14 protein-coding genes are annotated in these 13,985 nt (G+C 62.6%); 4 read left to right on the top strand and 10 right to left on the bottom strand.

The window, feature by feature from the left end; genetic code table 11:
• From AC0L3O_RS23935 to AC0L3O_RS23890, 10 genes are all read right to left on the bottom strand, one after another.
• The coding region (locus AC0L3O_RS23935) for a hypothetical protein (protein WP_473616799.1) at window positions 1–206 on the bottom strand (206 nt) is incomplete at its 3' end.
• A 3-nt stretch (window positions 207–209) separates the two neighbouring features.
• Entirely contained in the window at window positions 210–545 is a 336-nt protein-coding gene (gene nirD, locus AC0L3O_RS23930; protein WP_208602492.1) for a nitrite reductase small subunit NirD, read from the bottom strand.
• A complete protein-coding gene (gene nirB, locus AC0L3O_RS23925; RefSeq protein WP_473536934.1) occupies window positions 545–2,995 on the bottom strand; it encodes a nitrite reductase large subunit NirB in 2,451 nt (816 codons plus the stop codon). Before nirB ends, nirD begins: the two co-directional genes overlap by 1 nt.
• Window positions 2,996–3,014: 19 nt before the next feature.
• Complete coding sequence (locus AC0L3O_RS23920; protein WP_473616844.1) at window positions 3,015–4,256, bottom strand: MFS transporter; 1,242 nt, start codon at window positions 4,254–4,256, stop codon at window positions 3,015–3,017.
• Between the two features lie 115 nt (window positions 4,257–4,371).
• Window positions 4,372–4,563 carry a hypothetical protein gene (locus tag AC0L3O_RS23915; RefSeq protein WP_128168358.1) on the bottom strand — a complete coding sequence of 64 codons (192 nt, stop codon included), beginning with the start codon at window positions 4,561–4,563 and terminating at the stop codon, window positions 4,372–4,374.
• A gap of 398 nt (window positions 4,564–4,961) precedes the next feature.
• The gene (locus tag AC0L3O_RS23910; RefSeq protein WP_473536935.1) at window positions 4,962–5,759 is read right to left on the bottom strand and encodes an ABC transporter ATP-binding protein; all 798 of its coding nucleotides are present in this window, start codon (window positions 5,757–5,759) and stop codon (window positions 4,962–4,964) included.
• 11 nt (window positions 5,760–5,770) lie between these two features.
• Window positions 5,771–6,667: a nitrate ABC transporter permease gene (ntrB, locus tag AC0L3O_RS23905; RefSeq protein WP_473536936.1), complete on the bottom strand. Its 897-nt coding sequence runs from the start codon at window positions 6,665–6,667 to the stop codon at window positions 5,771–5,773.
• Window positions 6,668–6,727: 60 nt separating this feature from the next.
• A complete protein-coding gene (locus AC0L3O_RS23900; RefSeq protein ID WP_128172928.1) occupies window positions 6,728–8,044 on the bottom strand; it encodes a CmpA/NrtA family ABC transporter substrate-binding protein in 1,317 nt (438 codons plus the stop codon).
• 360 nt (window positions 8,045–8,404) lie between these two features.
• The gene (locus tag AC0L3O_RS23895) at window positions 8,405–9,643 is read right to left on the bottom strand and encodes a CmpA/NrtA family ABC transporter substrate-binding protein (protein ID WP_473536938.1); all 1,239 of its coding nucleotides are present in this window, start codon (window positions 9,641–9,643) and stop codon (window positions 8,405–8,407) included.
• Between the two features lie 2 nt (window positions 9,644–9,645).
• Window positions 9,646–10,245, bottom strand: coding sequence for an ANTAR domain-containing response regulator (locus AC0L3O_RS23890; protein WP_023796771.1), 600 nt, complete (start codon window positions 10,243–10,245; stop codon window positions 9,646–9,648).
• A gap of 2,445 nt (window positions 10,246–12,690) precedes the next feature.
• On the opposite strand from AC0L3O_RS23890, the gene AC0L3O_RS23885 reads away from it, so the two are divergent.
• From AC0L3O_RS23885 to AC0L3O_RS23870, 4 genes are all read left to right on the top strand, one after another.
• A complete protein-coding gene (locus AC0L3O_RS23885; protein ID WP_473616798.1) occupies window positions 12,691–12,900 on the top strand; it encodes an ATP-dependent DNA ligase in 210 nt (69 codons plus the stop codon).
• On the top strand, window positions 12,897–13,232 hold the full coding sequence (locus AC0L3O_RS23880; RefSeq protein ID WP_473616796.1) for a DNA ligase-like domain-containing protein: 336 nt from the start codon (window positions 12,897–12,899) through the stop codon (window positions 13,230–13,232). The genes AC0L3O_RS23885 and AC0L3O_RS23880 overlap by 4 nt, the downstream gene beginning before the upstream one ends.
• A gap of 46 nt (window positions 13,233–13,278) precedes the next feature.
• A complete protein-coding gene (locus AC0L3O_RS23875) occupies window positions 13,279–13,515 on the top strand; it encodes a hypothetical protein (RefSeq protein ID WP_473515131.1) in 237 nt (78 codons plus the stop codon).
• A gap of 154 nt (window positions 13,516–13,669) precedes the next feature.
• Window positions 13,670–13,909, top strand: coding sequence for a hypothetical protein (locus AC0L3O_RS23870; protein ID WP_473515132.1), 240 nt, complete (start codon window positions 13,670–13,672; stop codon window positions 13,907–13,909).
• Window positions 13,910–13,985 lie beyond the last annotated feature (76 nt).

Genomic DNA, 13,985 nt, shown 5'->3' with positions numbered 1-13,985 from the left:
ATCTCCTTTTCGCCCGCCGCCCGTTTTTGTGCGCCGTGCCCGCCCCGCCCCGCCCGTTTCCACCTCGGCCGCCATATTCCGGCGGTTGGTGCGGGCGCCGCGCTACGGTTCCCCCCCCGGGGCGGGCCGACCTTCGCCAGCACGCCGCAGCCCACCCCGCAGTAGGGGCAGGTGGTCCTCACCTCGCGCGCTTCGTCGATCTTCATGATTCAAGCCGCGCGACTGGCCAGCGCTTCCAGCGCAATGAACAGGCGCTCGCCCTCGATCCGCACCGGAATGGTGCGCACCGCACCTTCATCGGCGCCGAGCGCCTTGCCGGTTTCCAGCGAGATCACCCAATTGTGCAGAGGACAGGTCACCGCCGCGCCATGGACGATCCCCTGCGAGAGCGGCCCGCCCTTGTGCGGGCAATGGTCCTCGATGGCGAAGACCTGATCGTCAGCGGTGCGGAAGACAGCAATCTTGCCTTGAGGCGTGGCGACGCAGCGCGCGCCGCGGCGCGGAATGTCTGAGAGCGTGCCGACAGCAATCCAATTCATCATCATCACTCCGCCGCCTGCGCGAAGCCGACCGAAGCCATCGGCCGGAATTCGTGCTTGTCCTTGCCGGAAACGCGTTCCGACCACGGGTCGACCTGGGCGAATTTCTGCGAAAAGACGAAGCGGTCGAAATAAGCCTTGCGCTTCTCGCCATCGTCCATGATCTGGCGCTTGATCTCGGCGATGCCGATGCGCTTGGCCCATTTGTAGATGCGCTCGAGATAGCGGCCCTGCTCGCGATACATCTGCGTCAACGCCACGATATGCTCCAGTGCCTCGTCCTCGGTCTTGACCAGGCCGAGTACCTCGGTGCCCTTGATGTCGAGGCCGGCTGCCCCGGCGAAATGGATCTCGTAGCCTGAATCGACGCAGATCACGCCGACATCCTTGCAGGTTGCCTCGGCGCAGTTCCGCGGGCAGCCCGACACCGCCATCTTGACCTTGGCCGGCGTCCACGAGCCCCACATGAATTTCTCGATGCGGACGCCGAACCCCGTAGAATCCTGCGTGCCGAAGCGGCACCAGTCCGAACCGACGCAGGTCTTTACGGTGCGCAGTCCCTTGGCATAGGCGTGGCCGGAGACGAAGCCGGCCTGGCCGAGATCGGCCCACACCGCCGGCAGATCCTCCTTGCGGATGCCGAGCATGTCGATGCGCTGGCCACCGGTGACCTTGACCATTGGAATTTCGAATTTGTCGACGACGTCGGCAATGGCGCGCAGTTCGGCGGCATTGGTGACGCCGCCCCACATGCGCGGCACCACCGAATAGGTGCCGTCCTTCTGGATGTTGGCGTGTACGCGTTCGTTGATGAAGCGCGACTGGTAGTCGTCTGCATACTCGTCCGGCCAGTCGCAGACGAGATAGTAATTGAGCGCCGGCCGGCATTTGGCGCAGCCGCAGGAGGTGGTCCATTCCAGTTCCTGCATGACGGCGGGAATGGTCTTCAGGCCCTTGGCCTTGATCAGCCGGCGGACCTCATCATGGCCGAGCGTGGTGCAGCCGCACATCGGCTGCACCGCCGCCGGATTATATTTGTCGCCGATGGTGAGTACCATCAGCTTCTCGACCAGCCCGGTGCAGGAGCCGCAGGAGGCGGACGCCTTGGTGTGAGCGCGCACGTCGTCGAGCGAGGTCAGGCTTTTGGCCGTGATCGCGCCAGTGATCTTTCCCTTGCAAACGCCGTTGCAGCCGCAGATTTCCGCATCATCCGGCAAGGCTGCAACGGCCGCCATAGGGTCCAAGGAGGCGCCTCCCTGGTATGACTGGCCGAAGATAAGCGTGTCGCGCATTTCCGATATGTCGGTCTGCTTCTTCTTGAGGTCGTTGAACCAGGCGCCGTCCGCCGTCTCGCCGTAAAGCACGGTGCCGATGATGCGGTCATCCCTGAGCACCAGGCGCTTGTAGACGCCGGCCGCGGCATCGCGCAGCACGATCTCCTGGCGGTCCTCGCCCTCGGCAAAGTCGCCAAGCGAGAACAGCTCGATGCCGGTAACCTTGAGCTTGGTCGGCGTGTCCGAATGGACGAAGGCGGCGGCCTCGTCGCCGGCCAACTGGCTGGCGGCGACACGCGCCATCTCATAGAGCGGTGCGACCAGGCCGTAGACCATGCCGTTGACCTCGGCGCATTCGCCGAGCGCGTAGATGTCGGGGTCGTTGCTGCGCATGCCGGCATCGACGACGATGCCGCGATTGACGGCAATACCGGCCTCTTTGGCGAGAGCGGCGTTCGGCCTGATGCCGACCGCCATCACCACCAGCGTCGCCGGAATGATGGTTCCGTCGGCGAGTTCCACCTGCTCGACCTTACCCTTGCCTGTGATCGCCTGGGTGTTGGCCTTGGTGATGACCTTGATGCCGCGCTGCTCGACGGCCCGCTGCAGGAGATAGCCGGCGGCCGGATCGAGCTGTCGTTCCATCAGCGTCGGCATGACATGCAGCACGGTGACGTCCATGCCCTGCGCGTTCAGGCCCGCAGCCGCCTCCAGCCCTAGCAGGCCGCCGCCGATGATCACGGCCTTGGCCCGTGACTGCGCGGCCAGCATCATCGCCCGAACGTCGTCGAGATCGCGATAGGTCAGCACGCCCGGCAGATCGTGGCCGGGCACCGGGATGATGAACGGCACCGAGCCGGTGGCGATGACGAGCTTGTCGTAGGGCTCGGTGACGCCGTGGTCGGAGGTGACGGTCTTTGCCTGCCGGTCGATGGCGACGATCTTGTGGCCCTTGTAGAGGGTGATCCCGTGCTTGATGTACCAGCCATCGCCATGAATGATGATCTCTTCATAATCCTTTTCGCCTGACAGAACCGGCGACAGCATGATGCGGTCGTAGTTCACGCGCGGCTCGGCATTGAAGATCGTGACCTGGTAGAGGTCCGGCGCCTTTTCCAGCAGGTGCTCCAGCATGCGCCCGGGGGCCATGCCGTTGCCGATGATGACGAGTTTTTCGGTCATGTCCTGATCCACTCCGGTCTCACTCAGCCGCGTAGGAAAGGCCTGAAGCTTCGGCGGCGGCCGCGCGCTCCATCCGCCGGATGCTGAAGTGCATCCAGGCAAAGCAGGTGGCGACGATGACGAAGAGCAGCATGAAGCAGCTCGACCAGACGCCGGTGAGGTCGTTGAGTGCGCCGAAGGCGATTGGCAGGACAAAGCCGCCGAGCCCGCCAATCATGCCGACGACGCCGCCGACCGCGCCGACACTCTGCGGGTAGTAAGCCGGGATGTGCTTGTAGACGGCGGCCTTGCCAAGGCTCATGAAGAAGCCGAGCACGCAGGCAACGGCTATGAAGGCGAGCGGGCCGATCTCGAAATGGAAGGCGATCGGCCCGCTGATGCCGTGCACGACGTAGTCTGCCGAGGGGAGAGACAGAACGAGAGTCGCGACGGCACTGACCGCGAAGGTCCAGTAGAGCACGGTGCGGGCGCCGATCCGGTCGGAAAGCACGCCGCCATAGGCGCGGAAGATACTTGCAGGGATCGAATAGGCCGCGCCGATCATGCCGGCGGTCGCGATGCCAAAGCCGTAGACGCCGATCAGGTAGCGCGGCAACCACAGCGACAGCGCCACGAATGCTCCGAAGGCGAAGAAATAATAGAAGGCGAAGCGCCAGACCTGCAGGTTCTTGAGCGGCGCGAATTCCTGCAAGAAGCTTCTCGCAGGCGCTGCCTTGCCGGCGCGGCGCTCGCGGATGACCGGATCGTCGCCGGTCGTGAACCAGAAGACGGCGGCCATGACGACGAGTGCTGCCGCCCAGATCAGCGCGACCGACTGCCAGCCCCAGGAGAAAAGCACGAACGGTGCCAGGAACTTGGTGACCGCGGCGCCGACATTGCCGACACCGAAAATGCCAAGCGCCGTGCCCTGCTTGCCGGCCGGGAAGAAGCGCGAGACATAGGCGACACCGACGGCGAAGGAACCACCGGCGAGCCCAACGCCTAACGCGGCGACCAGCATCTGTCCGTAGGTATGCGCAAAAGCGAGCAGGAAGGTCGCGACCGCCGCCGCAAGCATGGTCGCGGTGTATACCAGCCGCCCGCCAAAACGGTCGGTCCAGACACCGAGCACCATGCGCACGAGCGAACCGGTGAGGATCGGCGTGCCGACCAGCAGGCCGAACTCCGTCTCGTTCAGCCCAAGGTCCTGCTTTATGCGCACGCCGATGATTGAAAATATCGTCCACACCGCGAAGCAGACGGTGAAGGCGATGGTGGACATCACAAGCGCCTGGCGGGGAGCATTGTCCTGGCTGGGCGCGGCTGGGAGATTTGCGGTCAACGTCTGGCTCCGGTTTGCGGCGTGGGAGGCACCGCGGATGTTTGTGGGTGAATGATCAGCGGCGCGGCATCAGTGCGTGCAACGAGACCGGGCTCGCCACGGCCAGGTCCTTGTTTTCCGTCTTGGCGCCGACGGGAAACAGCAGGAGCGCGGCGGTGAACAGTGCCGCCGTCAGCGCGCTGCTGGCCAGAAAATCGCGGCGCGTGAAGTCCGCGAGGGACGCGCCAGTTCCGATCCGTTTCGTCATCGTCGTCTCCGGTTGGGCGCCGCTTGGGACCAGCGCCGTCGATCGCGTAAAAACAAAAAAGCCGCCGGTCAGGTCTTTGCGCGTCCGTCCATCCGGGATCGCGTATTGACCTGAGCGGCAGCTTTGCCTGTGGCGCCCGCCATTGGACGCCGTGTCACTTGGCCCTTTCGGACCTACAATCTGAAAAGCAGGAAGCGTGCCAATTTGACAGCGCTCCAGATTATCGAATGAAATCAATGTGAACCGCAGCCGCGCGATTTTTGACCAAGCCCGGCAGCGGATCAAAGATTAGTCAGAATGCCTTGCACAGCAGCATAATATTTGTGCAATGCGGTAGATTGCCCATTGCCGATGCAGATTGCCAATTGTAGATGATGACGCGTTTTTCGGTCATGGCCTTACTCCGCGGCTTCCACGAAGCGGTGGCGTTCGTAGAGGAACTTCAGCACCGCCTCGCGGCAGCGCAGGAAGGTCCGGTCGGAGGAAAGCTCGATGCGCCGGCGCGGCCGGGCCAGCGGCACCGCAAGCACCTCGCCGATGGTCGCCGCTGGACCGTTGGTCATCATGACGATGCGATCGGACAACAGCACCGCCTCGTCGACATCGTGCGTGATCATGATCGTCGTCGAGCCAAGCCTCGAATGGATATCCATCACCGCATCCTGCAGATGGGCGCGCGTCAGAGCGTCCAGCGCACCGAAGGGCTCGTCGAGCAGCAGGATCTTCGGCTCCATGGCCAGCGCGCGGGCGATGCCGACGCGCTGCTTCATGCCGCCCGATATCTCGGCGGGCCGCTTGTCCCTGGCATGCGCCATCTGCACGAGGTCGAGATTGCGCATGATCCAGTCATGCCGCTCGGCCTTGGTCCTGGTCAAACCGAACACCTTCGACACCGCCAGATTGATGTTCTCGTAGACGGTGAGCCACGGCAAAAGGCTGTGGTTCTGGAATACCACGGCGCGCTCGGGTCCGGGGCTGTCGACCTCCTTGTCCTCGAGCAGGACCGCGCCGGCGGAGACTCTGGTCAGCCCGGCGATCAGGTTGAGCAAGGTCGACTTGCCGCAGCCGGAATGGCCGATGATGGAGACGAATTCGCCTTTGTCGATGGTCAGCCGGATGTCTTTCAGCACCTCGCTGACCTGGCCGCCGCGGGCAAAGGATTTGTCGATATGGTCGAGTTTCAGGTAGGCCGTCATCGCCCCTCTCCTCACTTTGCCGTTGTGCCGCGGGTGACGAAGGCGCCGGCCGCCGCGACCAAGCGGTCGAGGCAGAAGCCGGTGACGCCGATATAGGCGAGCGCGACGATGATGTCGGGCAGCCGCGACGAGTTCCAGGCGTCCCAGATGAAGAAGCCGATGCCGACGCCGCCTGTCAGCATTTCGGCGGCGACGATGGCGAGCCAGGACAGGCCGATGCCGATGCGCAGGCCGGTGAAGATGTAAGGTGCCGCGGCCGGCACCATGATCTTTACGAAGAATTCGAGCTGGTTGAGCCTGAGGATGCGGGAGACGTTTCGATAATCCTCTGGAATGTTGCGGACGCCGACGGCAGTGTTGATGATCACCGGCCAGATCGAGGTGATAAAGATGACGAAGATCGCCGACGGGCTGGAATCGCGGAAGGCAGCCAGCGACAGCGGCAGCCAGGCGAGCGGCGGCACGGTGCGCAGAATCTGGAACACCGGATCGAGGCCGCGCATCGCCCAGATCGACTGGCCGACCAGCGCACCGAGCGCGACGCCGACGATGGCAGCCAGGCCGAAGCCGATGGCGACCCGCTGCAGCGAGATCAGCACCCGCCAGGCCAGTCCGATATCCTGCGGACCATAGTCGAAGAACGGATGGGCGATCAGATCGTAGGCCTCGTTCCATACCTGGCTAGGTGGCGGCAAGCTGGCATTGGGCGACGAGCAGGCGACCTGCCAGACGACGAGCATGACGATGATGACTACGGCCGGCGGCACCAGCGTGCTCGCCAGCTTGCCGGCGATCGCGGCGGGATCGAAGCGGCGCCTCACCTTGGCGGTGAAAGCTATGACCTCTGCAGGCTTGGCAGGCGCGGGGAACGCCTTCACCTTGGTGTCCTCGATGGCTTGAATAGACATTTTCGCAAAAAGCTCCTTGAGCACTGGCAAGCGGCGCAGCGGCGGCGCTTGCCGTCGACGTCAGGCCGATGCCTTGATCTTGAGGCTGTCGAGATAGGCGGACGGGTTGGCCGGATCGAAAATCTTGCCGTCAAAGAAGGTCTCGACGCCGCGCGATGGAGACGCCGGGATATCTGCCGCAGCAACGCCAAGATCCTTGGCCGCCTCGCGCCACAGATCTTCGCGGTTGACTTGATCGACCAGCGCCTTGATGTCGGTGGTCGCCGCGAATTTGCCCCAGCGGATGTTTTCGGCGAGGAACCAGCTGTCGTGGCTCTTGAACGGATAGGACACACCGCCCTTCCAGAACTTCATGTAGAGGTCGGTGCCGGTGGCGACGCGGTCATTGCCGTAATTGATGTCGCCCTTGAGGCGGCCGATGATGTCGGCTGTCGGCACGTTCATCCATTGCCGCTTGCCGATGATGGCCGCCATCTCGTCCTTGTTTTCCATGGCTTCGCACCATTGCTGGGCTTCCATGACGGCCATCAGGATCGCCTTGGTGGCGTTCGGGTTCTTGTCGATGAAGGCGGCGCGCAGGCCGAGCGCCTTTTCCGGATGGCCTTTCCACAACTCGCCCGTGGTGGCGGCGGTAAAGCCGACGCCCTGATGGACGAGTTGCTCGTTCCATGGCTCGCCGACGCAGAACACGTCCATGTTGCCGACCTTCATGTTGGCGACCATCTGCGGTGGCGGCACGACGATGGTCGAGACATCCTTGTTGGGATCGATGCCGCCAGCGGCCAGCCAATAGCGCAACCAGAGATCATGAGTGCCGCCCGGGAAGGTCATGGCGGCCTTCACCTCCTTGCCTTCGGCCTTCTTGGCCGCGAAGGCGTCCTTCAGCTTGGAGGCGTCGAGGCCGACGCCGGTGCCGGCATATTCCTGCGCGACGGAAATCGCCTGGCAGTCGTAATTCAGCCGCGCGACGATCGCCATCGGCATCGGCTGGTTGTTCTGCGTCACCTTGCCGGTATGCATCAGGTAAGGCATCGGCGTCAGGATATGGGCGCCGTCGATGCCGTTGGCTTCGCCGCCGAGCATCAGATTGTCGCGCGTCGCGCCCCAGGAGGCCTGCTTGAGCACCTCGACATCGGGCATGCCGAATTTCTCGAACAGGCCCTTCTCCTTGGCGATCATCAGCGGCGCCGCGTCGGTCAGCGCGATGAAGCCGAGCTTGGCGCCGGTGACTTCCGGTGCCGCGGGCGCCGCATAGGCGCCAGACGGCAGCAGCGCGCGTGCCGCTGCCAGGGTTGCCGCGGTGGCAGCACTTGCCATCAGAAAATTGCGGCGGGTCATGCCCTCGAGAGGGGCTTCAGTCTTGATGCGTTTCGTCATCGTCGTCTCCCGTTGGGCACTGCTTGGGATCAGCGCCGTCGATTGCCGTGCTCGGTCAAAACAAAAAAAGCCGCCAGCCAGGCCGCGCGCGTCCGTCCATCCGGGATCGCGTGTTGACCTGAGCGGCAGCTTTGCCTGTAGCGCCCGCCATTGGACGCCTGTTCCGTGACCCGAAAAGAGTCTGCTTATTGCAATGCAGGAACCGTGCCAATTTCGGAATGGATGACAAACATCAATGAGATCAACGGCATGCCACAATCATCGGCGCGCTGGCCCGTTGGGCGAGCAAGCCAAAGATTGTTCATTAGCGCCGTTGCACGCATAATTTTTGTGCAATGCACAAGAATGGCGCCAAAATGATCAGGCTTCGGCGCGCGCCAATTTCTGCCCGGCAATGTAGGCGTCGACCTCGTCGGGATCGAATATCTGGCCATCGAAGAAACCATCGGGGCCGAGCACCAGACTGGCGCCGGCGGAGCCGACAGGTGTGGCAGACGCCAGCGCGCCCTCCACCTTAGAATTGGCGCCGGGAAGTGCGACGCCGAGCGGCTTCAGCGCTGCGCGATAGAGGTCGGGCCGGTAGGTGTCCCGCGCGAGCGCCATGTGGGCAGCGCTGTGCTTGACCTGCCCCCAACGGACCATCTGCGTGTAGAACCACAGCGCGTGGCTTTTCCACGGAAAATTTGCCGCCTTGCCGAAAGCCAGAAAGAAGTCCTCGACGGTCAGTTCCGCGCCGCCGCCCAGCGCAAGATGTCCGGTCAGGATCGGCATCTGTAGCGCCGGCGAAAGGCCGAGGAGGGAAGGCTGCGCCATCAGGGCGGCCAGTTCGCCGCGGTTTGCCGGATCCTGGCACCAGCGCGCGGCGTGATGGAGCGCGCGCAGCAGCGCCGAAAGCGCTTGCGGGTGTTTTTCGGCCCAGGCCTTGCGCACGCCGACGACTTTCTCGGGGCTGGTCTTCCAGATGGTGGCCTTGACCGTGGCGATATGGCCGGTGCCGGCGACGACCGAGGCGCTGTTCCACGGTTCGCCGGCGCAGTAGCCGTCGATCCTGCCGGCGGCGAGTGCGTCGGCCATGAAGGGCGGCGGCACGATGACGATTTCTATTTCGCGCGACGGATCGATGCCGCAGGCGGCGAGCCAGTAGCGCAGTTCGTAATTGTGTCCGGAGTGCGGATGCACGACCGCAAAGCGCAGGGGGTCGCGACCGGCATTTGCCCGTTCACGGATCAGCGCTCCCAAGGCCTTGCCGGCCCGCGCCGGATTGAGATCGGGCAAGGCGCCGTGCGCGGCCATGCCCGCCCAGAGCGTGTTCGAAACCGTTACGCAGTTACCGCCCAGTCCCAGCGAGAACGGCACGATCGTGTCGGAGGCGAGCGGGGTGAGCCCCAGATTGCAGGCGATCGGCATCGGCCCCAGCATATGCGCCAAATCGAAATGCCCGATCGCGATGCGGTCGCGGATGTTGGCCCAAGAGGTTTCGCGGCTGAGCGTCAGGTCGACGCCTTCGCGTGCGGCAAAGCCGATCTCCCTCGCTGCGACAAGGACGGCGCTGTCGAAGAGCGGTATGAAACCTGCATTGATCTGGTGTTCGGCCGCCATGCTCAACTCTCTCCGGGATCCAGAAGGCCTGCCGCCGTCACCAGGCTCTGCGCGATTTCGCTGATCTTGCGGTTCTGGTTCATGGCGGTCTTGCGCAGAAGCGTATAGGCCGCGTCCTCCGACAGGCCGCGTGATCGCATCAGGATGCCCTTGGCGCGGTCGATGACCTTGCGGTCCTCCAATTCACTGCGGGCTTCCTCAAGTTCGCGCGCCATCCGCGAGAACGCGTTGAAGCGGCTGATCGCCATGTCGAGGATCGGCTTGACGCGCTCCTGGCGCAGCCCGTCGACGACATAGGCGGAGACCCCCGCTTCCACCGCAGCTTCGATTGAAGCCTGATCCGACCGGTCCACGAACATGGCGATCGGCCGCTTCACCACGCGCGAAAGCTGGAACATGTTTTCAAGCATATCGCGGTTGGGATTTTCGAGATCGATGACGATTACGTCCGGTTCGATCTCGGCAATGCGCCGCGCTATTCCCGCAACATCGTGAACGACCGTGACCTGCTCATGCCCGGCCTCCCGCAATCCCGCCTCGATGATGGAGGCGCGGATGTGGTTTTCGTCGATCACCAGGACGGTGAGGGATTTCCGGATCATGCCGCATTTTGCGCACGCAGCGTGATTGTGCAATGCGGCATGGCGAGAATTGACGAAGTCATCGCTTAGGGGACCGTAACATGTTCGCGGAACCGACCGTTAAGCCTCTCTAAACGCATCTGACTTTGCTTTTGTATCCACCGCGCTATTTCCCAATTGCGACCTTGTCTCGCTGGCTTTGAAATTGGAGGTTCCATGGATCGGCGATTATTTTTGACAGGAGTGTTGGGCGTTGCTGGGGCAGCAGCCCTTGCGAGCGCAGTTCGGCCAATCAACGCGGTGGCCGGCGTACCGAGCGCCAGAAGTGGCATCCTCGATGAACTCGACGCGCTGGAGACAGAGCCGTTCGAAGATGAGGATACTCAGGCGGAGCCGGTCCGACATCGGAGCTGGCACCGCAGGCGGCGGCGCCGGCGGCGGGCTTGGAGAAGGGCCTGTCGTCGTGCCTGGCGATATGGCCGTCTGCGCAGACGGTGTTTTCGCAGGCGTGTTTGGGTCTGGGGCTGGTATTATTAGCAGTTAGTGTGCTGAAAACCCCGGTGGTTGCCGGGGTTTTCAGTCTCAGACTAGCCGAATACGGATCAGCCAGTCCTTCGCGCTCAGAAATTTCTACCAATCATTCCTGACCCCTAATGCAACCATTCCGTGACCTGCGAGTTGCGGCAGGGCGGGGTAGGGACATGCAGACATGGCAAAGCGTGAAAGGCTGGGCTACCCCCACTTGCGGAGGCCATTCGGCAGTTCATCAGCGCTGAAGACAATCGCCATCACGTACACAAGCTGCTTGGGCTGGAGGTCGAACAGGAATTGACGCCAACGCTGGCATCATTGCTTGAGGCGATCGGCAAGGCCGGTCGGGACGAAACTCCATAGCTGCCCTGACGGGTCCTGCTAAGGGAAGCCCGCCGCTGTTGAGGAACAAGCGACGGGCCCACAACGGCTGTGCTTCCACGGAGAACTGGCCGCCGCAATTCTAAACCCGCGCGGGCCTACATCGTTCCTCTTCCCGCTCTAAATTACCCTCCATGGCAACCTACTGGTTCTCCCCTCCGGTGTTCGTGAAGACCGAAATGGTCGGTGTCAGCTATGCCTGTAACAATGTCCGAGGTGCATCCGAGCAGCTCCTGAAATGGTCCAAGAGGGCCCAAGTGGAAACGTGCGTCGGCCCTCTGCCTTCAAGCCCTGGGGGGTGAGGAGGTTGACCCTAAGGAAGTACGCAAGGACTTGGAGGCTGCTGCCGAGGAGGAGGGGGTACTATGGCCCATGAAGCTCTCACTTTAGCTCGCATGAGCCTGTTATCCGATGGGTCGTAAGAAAATTTGGCCCGGAATTCCGACCCCTCCTTTTGACCCGTTGAACCCGCTCACCCGAATTGTCTATCCGAGCTAGCTCAAGCGGCCGATTTTGGGGGCGATCTTTATCGGCTACTAATGACCTGTCGCTTGACGCTGGGTTGGGTGGGCACGCGCGTCAGGCCGGAGTGTAGGCTGGGGTACGGAAGTCGCAATCTTTGAAGGCCCGTCCCCGGCCGCACTCTTGAGACACCCGCCCGGGTGGCCTTTGGGGCCGGCACTAGCCGGTGTAAGTCTGACAGGGCGCCCAAGGCTCCGCTGTCTGGGTCCTGTCATCGCTCAGTCACTATTTAGTTGTGCTGCCACTGCACCCCGCGAAGGCAGCTCAAAGCAGCGGGGACTAACCCCAAGCCCCCCACCCGGTCCCCGCTGCTCATTTACCGTCACGGAACCCCGAAGGTCTAGCCGACCCAGAGCGCGATCTTCAGCGCCTATGCCAGCGCCTTCCGCATCGCCCTCGTCGCATGCTCCAGCCGCCTCTCAGGCCCGCCGTATCGTTCGCTACGTCGCCAAGCGCGTGGCCCTCTCTCCCAAGCATCCGTGCCTAGGCCCTCGCCTCTACCAAACACATGAGCATCCCCTCCGGTCAACATCGAGACAGACCGACCTGGACTCACCTATGGCTGCAACAACGTCGAGGGTGCCGCCACGGAACTTATGAAGTGGGCCAAGCGAGGACCCAAAAAGCCTGCATGGCCTGCCTTGGAGGCGAGGGCACACCCGACGACGTAAGGAAGGCCTTGGAAGCCGCTGCCAAGGAGGAGGGGTTGCTGCGCTCCCTGGTTAGGTTTCCATTTGCGTTATTTGTTCTATCTCGTCTCACGTTGGTCGCTACAGTGCGTTTGATGGGGCAGCCCGGCAGCCCTACTTGGGGGCGCAACGGCCGCCGGGCCTGGCCGGCTGGCAGGTCGGGGGGCAGTCGCCGGCTTGGGCGAAATTGTATGCCGCTTCATGCATCGTTGCTAATTTAGTAAAATGGTCATGGTCCGTTCCCCTAGCCATCAAATCGGATGAGCCTAGACTCGAACCTGTGCGTAAACGAGTGACTGCCGGTGCTGGCCGGCTAGAGTTCATTCCTCCGATGATGCCTACCTTGGTCGCCAAGCCGCCCCAAGGCGACGACTGGATGCATGAAGCCAAATTCGACGGCTACCGCTCCCAAATCATCATCGACGCCGGCGGTGTGCGGATCTTCACCCGCCGCGGCCTAGACTGGACATCGAAGTACCGCGATCTAGCTGCGGCGGCGCGAACGCTGGACGTCGAATGCCATCATCGACGGCGAAGTCGTCGTCTTGAATGAGGCTGGGCCTGTCGGACTTTGCCGCGCTGCGCAAGGCCATCACCAGACGCCAGCGCGACCTCTATTTCGTTGCGTTCGATCTCCTGCATCTCAACGGCCACGATCTGCGCGACATGGTACTTGAGGATCGGCGGGAAACCCTAGCCGGCCTCATAGGTCTGACAGCCGCATCCAGTTCAGTGAGACCATTCCGGGCGAGGCTAATGCGATCTTCATCTGATCGGCGCGGCTGGCCTGGAAGGGATGGTATCGAAGCGTCGGGACAGCAAATATCGCAGCGGCCCGACCACCAATTGGCTGAAGACAAAATCCTTCACAGAAAGCGAGTTTGAACTACTCGGCGTCGAACGCGAGAGGGGCAAGCCCGCGTTTGCTCTGATGGCTGACCCAGCCACCCGCAAATATGTCGGCAGCGCGTTCGTGAGCGTCAATCGCGAGATGCGGGAACGACTTTGGAAAAGGGTCCAGGAGCATGCCGGGTCACCGCCCAAGGACATGCCAAAGCGACCGGCAACGCAGTGGGTCAAGCCGGGCATCAAAGCCCGCGTGAAGCACCTCAGGGGCGAGGACGACCTTCGCCACGCTTCGCTTCAGGACTTCTGGGATGAAAGCTAGCTTTCCGCGTTCTATGCGCTGCCGCTTGTCTCGCTTTCCTCGTCAAGTGCTGAGGCACCGGCAAATAGGCGTTGGCAATCAGCCAAATTAAGCGGACTAATGGTTTCCAGCAAAGGACGCGCGGCGTGGTATACCATCACTATCCGGGGAAACATTGGATACGCAGCCGCTCAGCGCCATCAAAATCAACACCAAAAATAAAAATAGTCGCATCTTTCCCTCCGAATTGGGGGCACTTGGTACGGATGTCATGCTGGTGCCTGGCCGCCGACCGAAAGCGAGGCCCGTTCAGAAACTTATGGAGACCGACATTCCCCGGATGAACCCGGTTTCTGGCGACACAGTAGCCGTCATGGCCGCCCCAGGCAATGTTGAGCGCGGTGCGGGAGGGTAAGGCCGCCATTGCACAGCTGCCCTGCGACATGCGAGTTTGTCAACCAAATGGCTCATCATGGGAGTCTCGTCATGTC

The organism is Mesorhizobium sp. WSM4810, assembly GCF_055811235.1.
The sequence above is the reverse complement of the archived record's forward strand: the minus strand, read 5'-3'. Positions and strand labels throughout refer to the sequence as shown.